Raw genomic sequence first — 17,858 nt, 5'->3', positions numbered from 1 at the left:
CTTTCTGAAATATATCTGTTCTCAAACAAAAACCTAGTCTTTTCCTATTACACTTGATAATTGGTTTAAACGTTCGTTTTCAAACCGATGATCAGAAAACATGCAGCTTATCCATTCACCATTATGAAAAATCCTGCGAGTAGGAGACAGATTTGCAAAAAGATCATACATATCTTTTGCGTCAAAAAGAACAAAGCTAGCTGCATTTCCTTCCTTTATTCCGTATCTGTGATCATTAAATAAAAATGCCGGTGTACTTGTCATCATTCTTAAAACGGCTAAGAGCTCTTTTTCACTTGCTAAGTGAGCGGTATATGCAGTCAAAAGTCCAATTTGCAGCAAATCTCCTCTCCCAAATGGATGAAAAGGATCATTGACATTATCGGAGGCTGTTGCAAGCATAACACCTCGTTGAAGCATCTCTTGCACCCTTGTAATTCCTCTTCGAATTAGCCCTTTATCTCCTCTCCCCTGCAAATACATATTTGCTCCAGGCAATGTAGCTGCTCCGATTTGCTGAATTGCCATATCTTCTATTATTTTAAATGCTTTCCTCTCTTCCATTGCCGATAAAGAACACAAATGTCCTGTCATTACTCTTCCTTGAAAATCCCATCTTTTTGTATTTTGAATTATCTGTTCAATTGTACAAACATTAGGATTATCCTGTTCATCCACATGCAAATCAATAAATTTATGGTGCTTTACAGCAAGTTGGAATAAATAGTCAATATCTTCTTTTGCCTTTGGCGACAAATGGGGTGCACCGCCAATACCATCAATCCCATAAGATATTGCTTCCTCGATAATTTCTAGGTCCTCTCGGCTTTTGGATGAAATCTCTGAAAACATTGGGACAATTTGCAAGTCAATAAATGGTTTCATCAATTCCTTCGCTTCGAGAACTGCTTGTAAATTGCTCAACGCAACCTTCGGCGAAATATCCAATTCAAAGTTCACATGTGTACGAATACGAGTAGTTCCATAGGATAAGGATTGAAGCGCTGATTTTATCACTCTATTTTTTATTTCTTCATAAGTAAAATCAGCAGCTTTTTGACTATAGTTTAAAATAGCCTCTTGCAAGGTCCCTGATTTATTAGGAACCATTTTGAGAGAAAATGCTTTATCTAAATGGGTGTGGATATCAACAAAAGAGGGAAGAATTACCCTCCCCTCCAAATCTATCTTTTTTTGACTTTTCCAATCCACCGAAAAACCTTTAGAAAATTTCGGGATATTTAATATCCTTTTTTCCCCTTGTTTCTTTACTTTGGAAAAAACTCCATTCTTGATGGTGAGTGTATAGAAATGTTGACTGTCTAATATTGGAATGCTAACATTATATAATTGGATTTCTTCCATAATTATTCCCCTAGATATTTAGTTGTATATAGTTTTGACACATCTTCCTTCTTTTTAATGATTCCTAAATCTATTAGTTCCTCTTGAAGTTTTGTCCAGCGCTCTTTAGACATATATCCAAATCCATGTTCTTTTGCATCCCCGCCGAAGATTAAGTCTTTTTCGGTTTTTGCTCCATATTCCATTACATCTAAGGATAAATCTGGATTTTTTTCTTTTAAAAATGGATTAATTTCATCCGAATTATCACGATAATAATTCCATCCTTTAACAGTCGCTTTCATAAAGGATTCCACAAGCTTCGGATTGTTTTTCAAAACATCCTCTGTCGTAAAAATAACGTTCGCATATGTTTCAAAACCAGAATCATGAATATATAGGTAATTTGTTTTCACACCTTTTTGATCCAATACAAAAGGTTCAGAAGTTACATATCCTTGTGTCACGGAATTTTTGTTATCAATAAATGTAGATAAAGAACCTGTATATGCCATATCTTTTACATTTAAATGATACTTTTTCTTAATATATTCCCAATAGCCGCTTCCTGGAGCAGTATAAACCGTTTTTCCTGCTAGATCTGAAAAATCTTTTACAGCTCCTTCATGAGAAATAAGGACTTGTGGACTTTTTTGGAAGATTGCACCGATTGCAACTAATGGTATTCCTTTATCTCTAGCAATTAAAATATCTTCCGCTTGCGTATAGCCAAACTGCGCTTTTCCAGATGCTACAATTTGAGTAGAAGATATTTGAGGACCTCCTGGCTCAACCGTCATATCAATGCCTTCTTCTTTATAAAAGCCTTTTTTCAACGCTGCATAATTTCCCCCATGCTCCGGCTGAGCAAACCAGTTTGTAACTAACTTTGCTTTTTCCAAACCGTCGCTGGTCTTTGTCCCACTTGTCTTATCACTATTTCCGCATGCTGCAAGCATCAGTATCGCAGAAGCTGTTAATACCATCCCAATTCGTTTTCCCGCTTTCCATCTAACCATCAGCTTTTCCCCCAATATTTTTTGTAATTACCTAATAAAAATGTCTTTTCTATTTCCCTACTAAAAAATACCTTCATTTTTTTAATTATCACGTTTCATTTCTGATTCATGCCAAGATCCAAGCACCCATTTCGAAAACAAATTTACTACCAGGAAAAACAATATACCTAAAATACTAGCAGAAATCCCACAAGCAAATAAAAAAGGTGTTTCCATTTTAGTAGAAGCAACAGTTATGGCATAGCCTAAGCCTCCATCTCCTCCGCCTATTCCTGCAATATATTCCCCAACGATAGCACCAACAACCGCTAGCGTACAGGATATTTTCAAACCTGCCATTATATAGGGAAGGGCAAAGGGTATACGGACCTTCCACATAATTTTCCAATTAGAAGCTTGATATAAATGTAAAAGATTAATCATCCCTCTATCAGTTGCATTCAAGCCAACCAATGTATTGGAAAGCATCGGGAAAAACCCAATTGTAAATGCAATAATAACAATTGCATTTGCACCGGATCCGAACCAAATAACGATAATGGGTGCTATTGCAACAATCGGAATTGTTTGCAGTAGAATAGCATACGGATATAAGCTTCTTTCTAAAATTTTGGAGCTAGCCATTAAAATTGCACCAACAATTCCACCAATAACACTTAAAAGAAAACCAATGATAGATTCGGAGATTGTTCTAAAAACCGCATTTCTTAAATTCTCGCCATTTTCTATTGCTGCTGTTAAAATATCGGTTGGTTTTGGAAGCAAATATGGTGGTATTTGAAACCACACCGTACCATATTGCCAAATAAACATAAACAAAATAAACACAAGAACAGGTGGTGTCCAAATATTTAAAATTTTCCGTGAATTTTTATTACTTTTAATCTTAACAGCTTGAACTTTCGTCAATCCTTGTCGGGCTTGTTCCACGTTGTTCCCTCCTCTTTATTTATTGGCTCTGTTAAATTTTGTTGTTAATTTTAAAATGGTCAGGGAATGCACTCGTTTTCCTCGGACGAACTTGCAAGCCACCCCGATCGCACCTCGCTGCAGCGTCTTGCCAGCCCGTTTTTCCGCAGGAGTCTCGCAGATTCCCCAAATCAACAGTATCGTTTAACAGAGCCTATTTATTAAGCCTCGTTTCCTGTTTCACTGGAATTTTTCCTGGATTTAACAAATCGTAAGGATCATTTTCTTTTTTCTTCTGCAAAATTTCTTCCATTCTTAAATTATATCCACCAAAGCCTAGCAAATAAGTATGGGGATCGTTTATTTCTACTCCAACACTTCTGAAGTAATCAATTATTTCATATAATCTTTCTTTTGACTGATAAATTAATACCGGTAAGGAAGCTGGCGTAATTTCACCTTTTATCTTTATATATTCAAAATGAAATTGTACTTCATTCCCATATTTCCCGCGTATCGCATCCATTTGTTCAAAAATTTGACCTACTTTAAAGCGTGCTTGTAAATAAGTCATGTTTTCACCATGTTTATGCGCCCATAATGTCGCATGATTCCACGTAAAATCAGATACTTTCAACCCTCTATGATATTTACTAGCAGGAATTGTCAAATCAATTGCCCCAGCATATTTCTGTATCAACTGCTTCAGTAATTCCCTTGATTTTTCTTCTAATTCCAACATGACAATCGACTTATTGGGCTGTAAATATTCTTTTAAGCCTTGGAAATGAGTTGGAATTGGCCATTCACATACAGATACAAGACGTTTCGTTACTTCTTCTATATGTGCTAACTCGTCTGCAAATTTAATTGCTTCCTTAAAAGTATGAAATGACACAATATGCTGTTCCCATTCTGTTCGATTCTCTATTGGCAAAACCGCTTCCAATACGATGCCAGTTGTACCATAGTTATGTATATATTGTTCTATTTCTTCTCCAGCTACATCAAATATTTGCGGTTCTTCTTCAACGGTCATTACCGTTACACCTAAAATGTTTTGATCCCATAAATTGCCCCATCTTATGGAGCCAATACCTCCAGATCCCCCACAAAGAAATCCTCCAACTGTTGCAGTCATAAATGTACTAGGAAAAATCCGCAATTCTTTTCCTTGTGCACGCAGACTCTTTTCTAACACACCTAGCTTCATTCCGGCTTGTACACGAACTGTTTGATCAGTAACCTCCAATAAACGGTTTAGCATCGTTAAGTCAAGTACAATTCCGCCTTTAAGAGGGATAGCTTGTCCATAGTTTCCTGTACCTGCTCCACGAATAGTGACTGGAACTTTATGATCTACCGCAAAAGCTACAATTTCTTTCACTTCATCCATAGTCGTTGGCTTCATAATGCAATCAGCAATCTTTTCTTTTAACTCTTCATAAAGAACTGGTGAATACCAATAATAGTCTTTTGATAAACGTTCCTTTACATTTTGACTGACAATTACTTTATCTTCTCCCATTAATTCCATTAATTTTTCCAGCCACATATTAACCACCACCACCTAAAATTTTAAATAATGCGAAACTTTTGCTGCAATATCACTAAACTTATGATCTGTTCTTAGTTCTGCTTCCCTTGGAAAAGGAAGGTCTACAGCTACCATATTTTCTATTTTTCCAGGACTAGGTGTCATTACTGCTATTTTTGTAGATAAATAAACCGCTTCAAATACATTATGGGTAATAAATAGAACGGTCATTTTTTCTTGCTCCCAAATTTTTAATAATTCTGCTTGTAATTTTTGTCTCGTAATTTCATCTAGCGCCCCAAAGGGCTCATCCATTAGTAATAATTTTGGTTTAGCAATCAGAGCTCTTGCTATCGAAACCCTCATTTTCATTCCACCGGACAATTCTCTTGGAAGTGCTTTCCTGTAATCTTCGAGTCCTACCATTTTTAATACTTTTTCAGCCATTTCACGCTTTTCCGCTTTCGGAATAGGCCGAAATTCTAACGGAAGCATCACATTATCCATCACATTTCTCCAAGGAAGCAGGGTTGCATCTTGAAAAACAAAGGAAACATCAGTGCTTTGTTTTTGCGCAAGACGTGGGCTTGTCCCTAAAATTTGCAGCTCTCCTTCTGTATGCTCAATTAATCCTGAAATCATTTTAAAAATCGTGGACTTTCCACATCCTGAAGGACCAACAAATGAAACAAACTCTCCTTGCTGAATATCTAAGTTAACATTTTGCACTGCCGTTTTTCCATTTGGATATACTTTATTGACATTTTTTAAATGAACAATATTCCTATTACTCGTCTGTTCGACGTCTAACACGGAAAGGTTTGAACTTTGATTCAATGAATTCTCCTCCTTTTTAAAATAATTGCAAAGGACTTTTAACGGTTGAAATGTCAAATCGAATCATTTCTTTTAATGCACTAGCTACTTGTTGACTAACGAGAGCATTTATTTTCCTTCCTTTTTCAATTGTAGCGCTTGCTGCATCTCCTGCTACACCTGTATTGGAAATGTCATTCATTACCCAGGCAAAATAGCTTGACCCTTTTAAATACAGATGCTTTGTATCCTCCGGCAATTGTACAAATTCAGTTGGACTTAAATCCATATTTACCCAAGATTCTTTTAATGCTAAAATCATGGAAGTTTCTACTTCCCCTGCATGTATGCCAAATTTTTGCTCCTTTTCAGAAATAAGTGAAGCAACAACGGAGTAGTCAGGATTTAAACGAAAAACCGTTAACCCTGTCTCAATCCGAATATCTCTTGAAATCATATTTAATAAATCGTGATTGCCACCGTGTGTATTAAAAAGCAGCAATTTCTTAAAACCACTTTGCTGCACACTCTTCGCAATATCAGTAATAACCGCTTGCAATGTGGAAGCAGACAATGTAATCGTACCTGGCATTCCTAAATGCTCTGTGCTTTTTCCATATGCAAGTGGCGGAAGCACCCAGATATTTTCCTCTTCTGGAAGCATCTCTAATGCTTGAACTAGAAGTCCCTCCCCTATTAAAGTATCTGTATAAATGGGTAAATGGGGACCATGCTGTTCGATAGCACCAATTGGTAGGACAACTACTGCATCTTCCTTTTCTAAAACCTCTACTTCTTTTGTAGATAATCTTGGTAAAAATCTTTTTTCAAAAGCATGTCCAGAATAACGATTGTGTAGCATTCTTTCCTCATTCCTCCCGAAAAATCTTTTTATTTTTCCAAAATTTAAATAAAACACCTTATACTTAACATATTAAGTGATTTTTTCTAACATCAATACACTATTAATGATAATAAATAGAAATGAAATATTCATTAGTATATATAGCTGTTTATTTTTTGAATTTTTGTACAATTTAAACAAAGGATTTACATTTTATGTAATATAATCTCACATATTTATCCCCTTTAAAAAAACATTGTAATCATAGTGAATCACTATTGTCAGGTTTCAGCCATAACCCTCATAGACAAATAGAATGGGGAACTAATAGTTAACTTCATTGTTAACCGAAAGGGATCTTAACTTTTGAATGTATGCTAAAATTAGCATTTAATTCGGGTAGTCACTGTGACCAAGTCTTTTAGAAGAAAAGTAGAACAAAGCAAGGAGAAGCTTATACAATTAAAACAAAATAACACTTTAACCTCCCGGGGACAGTGCAAAAATCCAAAATTCTTCAAATCTATCAATCTTCGACAAATTCCGAGTCCCTTCGGGTCGTCACTGTGACCTAGGTGTTAAATTTCCCTCTTCTTAGGTGATTTAGTACTCTGTATTCAGGACATATTATATCGCTAGGAGGTAAAATTTCATCGTCAATAAGATTTTCTCTTTCCACCATTTTACTCACCCGCATCTAAATTATTAATAACTTTTAGAACAAATTCTTCTTTTGAATCAGTGTATTCATTGATGCCTTCATTGCTTTTATTTGTAAAATTCAGTTTGATTAATTCGTACTCTTCACGTAATGCTTTGTTTTTATTTAATATATCTCGGAAGGTAACTAATTGAGACCATTTGTATCCCTTATATTTAACTAAATGAATAAAATGAGTTTTAACCTTAAAAGTTCCATCTGTAAATTTAGATAAAACTATTTCTTGTTCTCTTTCAACTCTCAAGCGGTAAAATCCTATTTTTTCAAATTCTTTTAACAAATCAGGTTTAATTTCATCTAGATTACTTACTCCTACTAATATATCAATTATAGGTTTTGCAGCTATATTTACAATTGCTGTGCTACCGATGTGTTCTATACACTCATAATCTAACCCTGTAGCAAGTTGAATTTCCTCTTTAATTTTCAAAAATTCTTTTTTCCACTCTTTGTTGTGTGGAACAAGTTTAACTTCGTTTCTCCCTAAACCTAACTGCATTCTATTTACTCCTTTCAACAATAAATATAGATATAGTGAGTCACAGTGACGCCCCAAAGCTCCTCAAAATTTGTCGATGAATGATAGAATATAAGTTCAATAGCTGGATTGTTGACTCGTATGTTTCTTATTGAACTTTTGCTATCCTAGTCCCTAAAATGTTGCAGAGAAAGACAATTATAATTATTAATTCCTTTGTTAATTCCTTTGTTGAATTAAGGGGTTGACCCCAATGTCATCAAGCTAAACTTCAAAAAATTAGAAAAAAGGTTAAAAAAGTAGGGGGAAGTGTTAGGTTTTCCGAGGCTTACCACTCGCTTTCCATGGGGCTACGCCTGAGCCTCTCCTCGTCGCAGACGCTCCTGTGGGATCTCGCCTGTCTCGCAATTCCCATAGGAGTCGAGCGGACGCCTCTCCAAACGAACAATTTTTAAATGAATACAATTTATGGAATCTTAAGTTGATGATATTGGGTCTGACCCCATAGCCCAGGAGAAAAATCTAATCCCAATCTTTTTTTGTTAATATGAAATATTCTCTGTCTTCTATAATTAATTGCAAAGGCGAAATTAAATCTTTGAATTTCAACTCTGTACATTTTAATAAGGGATCATTTTCTTCCCCATACCATGCTGTATAAAACTCAATATTAAAAGAGTGCTTCTTCACTTGATTAATATATTTAAATAATAATACTAAACATTTTTTATCAGCATCAGAGTCATCTTTAAATTGTCCGCCTTCTGGAGTGATAGTAACACAATAAGGATTTTTCAGATGAATAGGTATTTCTGTTTTTTTTATTTTATTCACAATAATAGCTGCCAAGTCTAATTCCGATCCAGAGAAAACTGTGTTTTTTTAAAATTTCTGCCAAAAATTCCAGTAGGTAAAGGATCTTTTGCTGAAAGAAAATAACGTTGAGTCATAATTTATCTTCCTTTCTAAATTTGAAAATGTATGTCAAGTTTGAGCAATTAATATTTTGAAAAGAAAAACGCAACTAATTGTAAGTTGCGTTTCAAATTTTAATTAATGTATCCAGTATTAAATAATGCAATAAGGAAGGTTTCATATTCTTCATTTCCAAGCACGCAATCATTTTCATTAATACCCTTAAAAACTAATAGCTCATTAAGTAATTGTTCTGAACCTCCTTGTATACTAAAGTTACTAATAAATTTTTTATCAATGGATTCAAAAATAATGTTAATAGAATTTTCTTCTATTGTTATTTGTTGTTTTTCTTCTTCACTAAGCTCTAAGTCATTTAATATTTGTTTTTTAATATATTCTCTTTCTTTCTTTTCTTCCTCAGACAAAATACTGTTCAATACTTTATCTTCGTCAATTGTAAAACAAAAAATAATTTTTCGGGAATTCACAAAAGAATCTGAATTTAAATCTTTAAAATCTTCTTTATCTTTTTCTTTAGCTTGATATTTTGTCATTAATAAATTACTCACATCAACTAAAGAATACTTATATGGTAATTCTGATTCCATAAAATTTTGATGCAATTTGTTAAGATTCATATAAAATTTTCACTCCTATCTTAATAAAAGGAATGTCCACCTACCCTTTTATTATAAGCATCTCTTGCATGATAATGTCAAAAGTAATTGGTTCCCGTACCATGTACTTCTGTTTTAGTAGGAGCATATTTTCCTGCTTTATCTGCTATTGTCCAAGCAAGCGAACTACTTCTTTACTCTTTGTCACAGTGACGCCCCGAATTTGCTATAAAACAATACGGTAAAAAACTAGCTATGCAAGCCCTAATTGATTTTGGAGTTTCAAAAATTTCAGATGCTTACGGCGGATCAACTAAAAATGCTAAAAATGGAAAAGGAAAAGTTATTACTATTCCTAATAAAAAACAAACTATTGTTATTAGATTAATGGAAGCAGGATCTGGTGGTAGAGATGAAGCTTACTGGAGAATGTCTGTTGGCAATAAAGCTGTTAATAGAGCAGGCAATTTCTCTGATAATGCTAATGAGACTAACATAACTTTACAAGAATCCTCCATTTCTACAATAATAAATCTTATAAAAAAGTATAAGAAATAGAGGTGTAGTAATTTGTTAAACAAAATAGAATTTGCTGAAGAGATAAATAGCCTATTTGTTCAGAATGCAGAATTTTGGAAAATTATTGATCTACAAATTAGTTATTTAAATGAATCAATTATTTTAAAATTAGTTTCAATCGAAAATGAAGTGATTAAAATAACTAATATTCAATTTAATCAAGTTTTATCATTTTATCTAAATCAAGAAGCAGAGATTGAAACCTATAGATTAAATAACTATGAAGATAATGATGACTTATTGCTTACTGAAATTAGTTACCATCCAAATGGATTCGGACAAATATATATCAAAACGCTTGAACCAGAGCTAAAAGAAATCGAATCACTTACTGCTCCAACAAATTTTTATTTCCAAGTTAATAATAAAGATTGTTTTTTTATAGAAGCTAATTCAATTCTAATTAATGGGAAGTCTTATAATAATCTAATTGAGGACGAAAAAGTTCTTAAAAATCCATATTAAAACGTCTCGGTTAATTTTGGAGCCTGCCCCCCAGTACGGTATGCTTTAATGCATTGGGGGACAGGCTCCAAAATTCAAAGCCTAACATCACATCATACGAAATCCACACCTGCACTTGGCAATCCCTCAAAGCTTTTAAGCCACTATTTATAATAATCTAGTAGGCTATTCCTATTCATAAACGGAGGAGCGGTGTATTTTGCAAGACAAAAATACACATATCGTTTTTTCCACAAATGATATAAATATTTTCCACACTTGTATAGTTGTATTTCACAGATGTTTCAACTCCCTCATGACCGTTTGGATGATGTGCTTATCCACGCTGTTGAAGAAGGAGATTTCCGCGTTTGCTATTTTATCGTGCAAGCGTTATCGGAAGAGGTTGTTGATGAAGTGGCAGTAAATGAAACTTTATTTTCGGAATGTAGTGTAACGGCAACAATGGTAAGTTTTTGTTGCAACATATGAAAAGCACCTCCTTAAATTGATACGTTTATCGTACCAGGAGGTGCTGCATGTTCATATGCGTTGTTTGATTGGGGGCTTACCTTGTAACCCAAGTATGTCCCAGCCATATTTGTTATTTTCCTTTACTGTGCCACTTCCATGCACTACTAATAATCTCTTCTAACTTAAATTTAGGTTCCCAACCAAGCTCTTCTTGAATCTTCTCTGATGAAGCAACTAACTTTGCAGGATCTCCTGCACGGCGATCAGCATATTCAATATTCGCTTTTCTTCCTGTTACTTTTTCGCATGTATCAATTACTTCTTTTACAGAAAAGCCATTACCATTTCCTAAGTTATAAGTAACCGTTCTCTTTGATTCAGATAAAAGAGCCTCTAGTGCAAGTATATGAGCATTTGCCAGATCCGTAGCATGAATGTAATCTCGGATACATGTACCATCAGGAGTATCATAGTCAGTACCAAACACACTAATTTTGTCACGTTCTCCTAATAAATGCTGTAGAATGATTGGAATTAAATGTGTTTCCGGATCATGACTTTCACCAATCTCAGCGGAAGCATGTGCACCAGCAACGTTAAAGTAACGAAGCACTACATAGTTTAAACCATATGCATCTGCTAAATCAGCTAAAATATACTCCACCATTAGTTTGGATTGCCCATAAGGATTAATCGGCGCATTCGGTTGTGTCTCATCAATTAAATCTACATGTGGGATACCATATGTAGCAGCAGTAGATGAAAAAATAAAATTCTTCACATTATAATCTAGCATTGCTTTTAATAAGGTAAGCGTTGCTGCAACATTATTTTCATAATACTTATAAGGATCTACTACAGACTCCCCTACTAAACTATTTGCTGCAAAGTGCATTACAGCTTTAATTGGGTATGTAGTAAATACTTTATCAAGCACTTTTCTATCCCCTAAGTTTCCCTCAACAAAAGTTGCTCTTAAATCTACTAGGCTTTTAAAACCAGTTGATAAATTATCTAAAACAATGACTTCTTCTTTTTCGATAAGTTCTCTTACCAGATGACTACCTACGTATCCCGCTCCACCTACTACTAGAATCATGTGAGCATCTCCTTTGGGATAATTATTTTTAATACATGGACACTGTTATTATAAATATATTTTTCATTTTTTAAATTCACTTTATAATAGCCTATACTTCGCCAAGTTGATATCTAGTGATCTTCTTATAGATATTTCCAACTTTAAACTAGTCATCTTTCTTCTTACCATAATTATCCTTAAGACTACTTAATTGCTCGAATGTGAGGCTATAATTCGCATGTCCCCTTTCAATTTAAAACGCTCTACCCCGTTCGGAAGAATAAAATGGCATCCCTTTTGCAAGGTGAAAATTTCATCATCAATATGAAGTGTACCTTGTCCACCAATAACACTAGCTAATATAAAATGATGGTCTTGAACCAGTTCTAATGAACTTTCAACATCCCACTTATAAACTGAAAAATAATCTTCTTCAACAAAAGTAGTGATAGTACCACCTTCTTCTTTTGCAATTACCGCTTCTACTTTCGTTGCAGTATGGGGAACTGTTGTTACTTCAATAGCCTTTTCTAAGTGAAGTTCACGTAAGCTTCCATCTTGTCCTATACGATCATAATCATATACACGATAAGTGGTATCAGAACTTTGTTGTGTTTCTAATACCAGCGTACCTTTACATAATGCATGAATAGTGCCACTTGGTACGTAAAAGAAATCACCTGGTTTAATTTTTATGCGTTGCAACAAATTATCCCATTCTCCAGTTTCCATCATTTGTATTAACTCTTCTTTTGACTTTGCATGATGGCCAAAAATCATGTCCGCACCTTCATCGCAATCAATAATATACCAACACTCTGTTTTCCCTAACTCTCCATGTTCAAATTCCTTCGCATATTCATCATTCGGATGTACTTGAACAGATAAATCATCGTTTGCATCTAATATTTTTGTCAGTAATGGAAAACGATCACTTTCAAAATTCCCAAATAAAGCTGGCTGCTCGTCCCACAGTTCACCTAAAGTTTTCCCCTCTAAATCTCCATTTAGAACTACACTTTGTCCATTAGGATGTGCGGAAATTGCCCAACATTCCCCTGTTTGATTAGATGGAATTTTATATCCATAAACATCACTTAGTTGATTTCCACCCCAAATACGTTCTTGAAAAATTGGTTTTAAAAAAATTGGCTGCTTCACCTTATTTTTCTCCTTTATTCTTTAAACTTATTTTAAAAAAAGTATGTAAGGTTTCATTCGGTTGTAAGTATTGCAAATCTTCCTTTGTATTAAAAGCGTTAGGTTTTGCCATCCAAGGCTCTACACAAATAAATGGTTTACCTGGATCAGACCAAAGCGTTATATATTTAAATTCTTCACCATATTCCAGTAAAAGCTCTTTTTCTTCATCAATAGGAAAACTAATGTTATTTTGTTTATTATCTAATAGAATAAGAGCCTCTTTAGTTTCAGTTAAATCTAAAAAACTCTCAATTGATTTTACCCTAGAATCATTCACATCAAAATATGTTTTTGCATCTGTTCGATAATACAGATTTTTTTTAGCAACTTTAAAATATGGATGAAAACCCGCATAAAAAGGCATCTGTTCTTCTGATTTATTCTGATAACTTTGTTTAACGATAAAATTTTCATCCTTCAAAACATACTCAAATGTTAATTTGAAATCAAATGGATATTGTTTCTTGGTAATTGCATTACTCTCTAGTACTTGAGTAATCGCACTCCGATCCTCTTCTATTGTTTTAACAGACCAAGGAAGATTCCTTGCAAAACCATGGTTCTTCATTCTGTATTCCTTATCATTTAACATATAAGTTTCATTTATTAACCGATCACAAATTGGAAAAAGAATTGGTATTCCTCCACGGACATTGCTATCACTGTCATGGAAAGTATCTTTATTTAAATAAAGTATTTCTTCTCCTCCAAGTACAAGACTAGTAACAATACCTCCACGTTTTGGCGCTATCGAAAACCATGAGTTTTTATTTTTCTCATGTTGTTTATAAGTTGGAAATTGTTTATTGGACAAATTATATCTCCCTTCAAATCATAGAGTTAGAAACTAATTTTCCACTACGAATCACCATCTTCTAATGTAATATCTAATAGTGATTTATATGCTACATTAGTTAAATATATCCTTTTAAATTATTCTACTTAATTGTAAGCTTTAAGATATTCTCGTAAATAATGAAAGTTTTCCATTGAATTTTCCACTTTTTTTTCAAAGTGATAGTTTAAGCTACTTTCTTTAAAGATATCTTCTATTAGGCTATCTTTAATGGGATTATTGCTATATATATCATAATATTTATCACTATTAATAGACTTATAAAAATAGTCAATTTTAGGACTATAAGATAAACTAAGTGTTGGAACTTTAAAAAACTCAGAAGCAATACTACCATGTAACCTACCTGAAAAATGAAATTGAGCGTTGTATATTATATTTGTTATATTTTCAATACTTGAATCTTCATCAAAGTAAACCTCCACACCTTTTTTTGTAAATTTATCCTTTAATATTAAACAACTTTCAATATCAAAGTCAGTATCTAATGCTGATAAAACAACGTTTGAATAATTTTTTTCATTCATAAGATTATGAACTTTTTCAACTACTTCATCCATAAGTAATAATTCTTGGTCTTTGGACATATAACCTATTAAATTTCTCCAAGTTACAAGTACATAATTATTCAACTTATATTTAGAAATATCACCTAAATTATGAAAATACATATATGCAAGATCTTCTGCAAGTTTAAATCTATTTAATCCAGTATATTTTTCTGCTCGTTTCAAAGAAATTTCATCTCTAAATACCGTAAATTTACTTCTTTTCAATAGATACTTTGTTTTTAAGTATCTATTTTTTTTATTTAGCGAACCAATCCCAACACCTATATAACCAATTTTCCCTCCTAAGTTTACTATTGAAGCAAATGAAGAAAAATTGCCATCACCATCTGAATCAGTAAATATTGTTCCTCCTCCCCATAAATTAATATCATATTTAGCTAAAGCTTTTACAATTTTAAGTTTCTTTATTTTTGAATATTCATAATAATTAACAACTTCAATATTTTTATATTTATTTTGTATTTTTAATTGTAGATTATGATTATAAATATCAATCAGTTTTATATGTGCTCCTTGTTTTTCAAAATAACGGAGAATAACGTCCATCATTATATCATCACCATAATTTGTTCCATAATATCCCCATAGAGCTACTTTCATTGCGTCCTCCTCAAATAACCTTTATTGAATACTAAATTTAATAAGTTTTTATTATAAAACCCTGCTATTACTATCGATAAAATAATAGTAGTAATTCGAATAAGTTCAGATTCAACATTAAAATAAATAACCATAAATATTAACGTAATAATTGTGAGAGATATCAAAGTTTTATAATCTAATTGTATTCTGAAATATTTTTTTGTTTGCTTAATTCTCATTATCCACATAGATAAAAACGCTAACATTGTTGCTATTGCTGCCCCTTGTACTCCGACCATAGGTATAAGTATAATATTTAAGATTATATTTATTATAGAGCCTACAACTGAACTATAAAATGAACCCTTTGTTTCTTTAGAACTTTGAAAACCAGTCCCATAAAAAGATGAAAATGCAGAAAATATTGCACCAAGAAATAGAAAAGGCATATAAAAATATGCATCTTTAAATTGATTATCCACAAAAAAATACATTAAAATATAACTACATGATAATAAAATAAATAAGCAGGAAAATTGAAATTTCATATATCCATTAAACATTTTTGTATAGAAAGAATCTCTATCTTTTGATTCAAACTCAGTAATTGAACTCTCTTGCCATGCTAAATAAAAAATACTGCTCATTACAAACAACATTGATGGAAACTTATTCGCCACGGCATAAATACCATTTGCTTCAATACCTATATAATAATTTAATAATAGTCGATCTGACACGTTCATAATCCACCAATTTAATATATTAGGTATTAGAGGTATAGAATAACTTAATAATTGATTATTCATTACAGAATTCCATTTAAAAAAATTAACTTTTTTTATAAGTTTTAATTTAATTTCTAAATATCCTATCGATATTAAAAAACCCAGAATAACAGAAATTAATAAAGCCTCGATTTTCAAATGCAGAATTATTAGTAATAATATAATTGAAAATACATTACTAAAAGTATTTATTACACCAGCAGTTGCATATTCTTTATTTTTTTTAAGACCTCTTGCAACTTGCAAATATAATTCCGAAATAATATAAACATTAAAATATAACATTATCAAAATAGAATATTTTATATTAAATAAATATACAACTGCTATATATACAATATTTGTTAATGAAATATTTCTAATAGCTATCTGAAATGCAGATGATATCACCTGATTTCTTTTCCTACTAGAATTCTCATCAATGATATAACGAAAAACAGCCTCTTGTATCTGAAAGCTTATTATAGGAACCATAAGGGCAACAATAGTAACAATTAAGTCATATGTACCGAATTCAGATGGAGTTAAAAACTTTGTATAAATAGGTAAAAATAAAAATATTAAAAATTTTGATGAAATATTTCCTATAGCATATATTATTGTATTTTTTAATAATTTTTTATCTCTACTCATATCATAACCTTCTAACCTGATTTTAATTTTTAATTTAATCAATTATTTTCTAATTATTATGATTTCTTTCTATAATTTTTATCTTTTAACAATTAGTTATTAATTATCTTCACTTCCCAAGATATAAATTGGACTATTTCCAATTTCAACTTTTTTTGAACTGTGCACATTTCCAATTTTTTCACCGTATATAGTAATTATTGAGCCATCAACTCCATCTGGCAATTTAATAGAATGGAGAGAGTCTGTAGTCCATACAACATATTTCTTTTCACCTTTTTTATTCTCGAACATTAGTAAATAATCATTATTATTATTTAAACTAATTCTTTCAGAAAATTTGTATCCGGATAGAATATTTTCTAAGTTTTTTATCGCAAAATATGATTGTTTTGGTTTATATACATTTTCTTTTCTCAATCCAAAATTATGCTCACCGTTATTTGGATCAAGACCGTCATTTTTCCAATCATACCAAATGCTTAGAGGAATATTATTATACTGATTAATAAGAAACATTCTAACAGCATAATCAGCCTGTTCATATTCATTTAAATTTAAACCACTCCATCCCTTACCTGTTGAATAACCCCATTCTCCAGAAATTATTTGAATTTTTTTATCAGAATACTTCGAAATTAACATTTTTAATTGCTTATAATCTGATGTAACTGTTTCAGGCATACTGGCACGATAAGGATGAACTGTAATTGCATCAATATATTTCAACAAATCTCTTTTTAATAATTCTTCAAACCACATTAACGATTCACCGTTCAAACCAGCTAAAGCTGGAGCGACAAGTATTGATGTTGGATCATTCTTCTTTATAATTTTAGAAGTATTTTCAACTAACTTTGAGTATTCTTCATAATTTGGTTTAGGCTTCCAAAAACCTTCTATATTAGGCTCATTCCAAATTTCCCAAATTATATCTTTTTCTTTATAACGATTCGTTACTGCTGAAACAAACTTACCAAAATGCTCCAATCCTTCCTTAGTAGTAATTGATTTTTGATTTTCATATAAACTATTACTGTAAGCTAGAATAAACATAGGACGTAATCCATTTTCTTCTAAACCATTTACTAATTCATCATAACCAGTATTACTGAAATCATATACCCCTCTTTGTTTTTCAATTGTTGACCATTGCATATCCATTCTTACAGTTTTTAATCCAGCATCCTTAATTAATTTTAGATCCACTGGATTTCCTGTAAAGTGAACGCTCACTCCATATGGATTAAGAATACTTTTAGGTCTTTCATTCTCTTGTTCACTAAAATAATTATTGATAATTAGTATTAAAGCAATAACAAAAAGAAATAATGAACATATAATTTTAATGAATTTCTTTTTTCCTCTACTAATTACTATCACTCCAGTAACTAATTTTTTACGAATTAATTAACATGTTTATAAAGGAATATTAAGTCTTTA

The 17,858-nt window shown here is 32.2% G+C and carries 17 protein-coding genes; 2 read left to right on the top strand and 15 right to left on the bottom strand.

Going from position 1 to position 17,858, the window contains the following annotated elements; genetic code table 11:
- Window positions 1–33 precede the first annotated feature (33 nt).
- The 9 genes from ACTYBU_RS17850 to ACTYBU_RS17810 all read right to left on the bottom strand — a co-directional run bounded on the left by ACTYBU_RS17850 (window position 34) and on the right by ACTYBU_RS17810 (window position 9,224).
- A complete protein-coding gene (locus ACTYBU_RS17850; protein WP_445491783.1) occupies window positions 34–1,365 on the bottom strand; it encodes an amidohydrolase family protein in 1,332 nt (443 codons plus the stop codon).
- 2 nt (window positions 1,366–1,367) lie between these two features.
- Window positions 1,368–2,363 (bottom strand): ABC transporter substrate-binding protein, encoded by a 996-nt coding sequence (locus ACTYBU_RS17845; protein WP_445491781.1) that lies wholly within the window; start codon window positions 2,361–2,363, stop codon window positions 1,368–1,370.
- Between the two features lie 81 nt (window positions 2,364–2,444).
- Window positions 2,445–3,293 (bottom strand): ABC transporter permease, encoded by an 849-nt coding sequence (locus ACTYBU_RS17840; protein WP_445491779.1) that lies wholly within the window; start codon window positions 3,291–3,293, stop codon window positions 2,445–2,447.
- A 193-nt stretch (window positions 3,294–3,486) separates the two neighbouring features.
- Entirely contained in the window at window positions 3,487–4,842 is a 1,356-nt protein-coding gene (locus ACTYBU_RS17835; RefSeq protein WP_445491778.1) for an FAD-binding oxidoreductase, read from the bottom strand.
- On the bottom strand, window positions 4,843–5,646 hold the full coding sequence (locus ACTYBU_RS17830; RefSeq protein WP_445491776.1) for an ABC transporter ATP-binding protein: 804 nt from the start codon (window positions 5,644–5,646) through the stop codon (window positions 4,843–4,845).
- A 16-nt stretch (window positions 5,647–5,662) separates the two neighbouring features.
- Entirely contained in the window at window positions 5,663–6,487 is an 825-nt protein-coding gene (locus ACTYBU_RS17825; RefSeq protein ID WP_445491774.1) for a creatininase family protein, read from the bottom strand.
- 665 nt (window positions 6,488–7,152) lie between these two features.
- Window positions 7,153–7,689, bottom strand: a complete 537-nt coding sequence (locus ACTYBU_RS17820) for a GrpB family protein (RefSeq protein ID WP_445491773.1) — start codon at window positions 7,687–7,689, stop codon at window positions 7,153–7,155.
- A 501-nt stretch (window positions 7,690–8,190) separates the two neighbouring features.
- Window positions 8,191–8,517: a hypothetical protein gene (locus ACTYBU_RS17815; protein WP_445491771.1), complete on the bottom strand. Its 327-nt coding sequence runs from the start codon at window positions 8,515–8,517 to the stop codon at window positions 8,191–8,193.
- A 200-nt stretch (window positions 8,518–8,717) separates the two neighbouring features.
- The gene (locus ACTYBU_RS17810) at window positions 8,718–9,224 is read right to left on the bottom strand and encodes a hypothetical protein (protein ID WP_445491769.1); all 507 of its coding nucleotides are present in this window, start codon (window positions 9,222–9,224) and stop codon (window positions 8,718–8,720) included.
- Between the two features lie 234 nt (window positions 9,225–9,458).
- Between ACTYBU_RS17810 and ACTYBU_RS17805 the strand changes: the two genes are divergently transcribed.
- Window positions 9,459–9,761, top strand: a complete 303-nt coding sequence (locus ACTYBU_RS17805) for a hypothetical protein (protein WP_445491768.1) — start codon at window positions 9,459–9,461, stop codon at window positions 9,759–9,761.
- Window positions 9,762–9,773: 12 nt separating this feature from the next.
- A complete protein-coding gene (locus ACTYBU_RS17800; protein ID WP_445491766.1) occupies window positions 9,774–10,247 on the top strand; it encodes a YxiG family protein in 474 nt (157 codons plus the stop codon).
- 583 nt (window positions 10,248–10,830) lie between these two features.
- On the opposite strand, the gene galE is transcribed toward ACTYBU_RS17800, so the two are convergent.
- From galE to ACTYBU_RS17770, 6 genes are all read right to left on the bottom strand, one after another.
- Window positions 10,831–11,799 carry a UDP-glucose 4-epimerase GalE gene (galE, locus tag ACTYBU_RS17795; protein ID WP_445491764.1) on the bottom strand — a complete coding sequence of 323 codons (969 nt, stop codon included), beginning with the start codon at window positions 11,797–11,799 and terminating at the stop codon, window positions 10,831–10,833.
- A gap of 189 nt (window positions 11,800–11,988) precedes the next feature.
- Window positions 11,989–12,942, bottom strand: coding sequence for a mannose-6-phosphate isomerase, class I (gene manA / locus ACTYBU_RS17790; RefSeq protein ID WP_445491763.1), 954 nt, complete (start codon window positions 12,940–12,942; stop codon window positions 11,989–11,991).
- Window position 12,943: 1 nt separating this feature from the next.
- A complete protein-coding gene (locus ACTYBU_RS17785; RefSeq protein ID WP_445491761.1) occupies window positions 12,944–13,798 on the bottom strand; it encodes an aldose epimerase family protein in 855 nt (284 codons plus the stop codon).
- Between the two features lie 128 nt (window positions 13,799–13,926).
- On the bottom strand, window positions 13,927–15,012 hold the full coding sequence (locus ACTYBU_RS17780; RefSeq protein WP_445491760.1) for a polysaccharide pyruvyl transferase family protein: 1,086 nt from the start codon (window positions 15,010–15,012) through the stop codon (window positions 13,927–13,929).
- Entirely contained in the window at window positions 15,009–16,457 is a 1,449-nt protein-coding gene (locus tag ACTYBU_RS17775; RefSeq protein ID WP_445491759.1) for a lipopolysaccharide biosynthesis protein, read from the bottom strand. The genes ACTYBU_RS17780 and ACTYBU_RS17775 overlap by 4 nt, the downstream gene beginning before the upstream one ends.
- 57 nt (window positions 16,458–16,514) lie before the next feature.
- Window positions 16,515–17,798 (bottom strand): cellulase family glycosylhydrolase, encoded by a 1,284-nt coding sequence (locus tag ACTYBU_RS17770; RefSeq protein ID WP_445491757.1) that lies wholly within the window; start codon window positions 17,796–17,798, stop codon window positions 16,515–16,517.
- Between the last annotated feature and the right edge of the window lie 60 nt (window positions 17,799–17,858).

It is taken from the genome of Niallia sp. 03133 (genome assembly GCF_052663225.1).
Note: the sequence above shows the minus strand (reverse complement) of the source record. Positions and strands in the feature narration are given on the sequence as shown.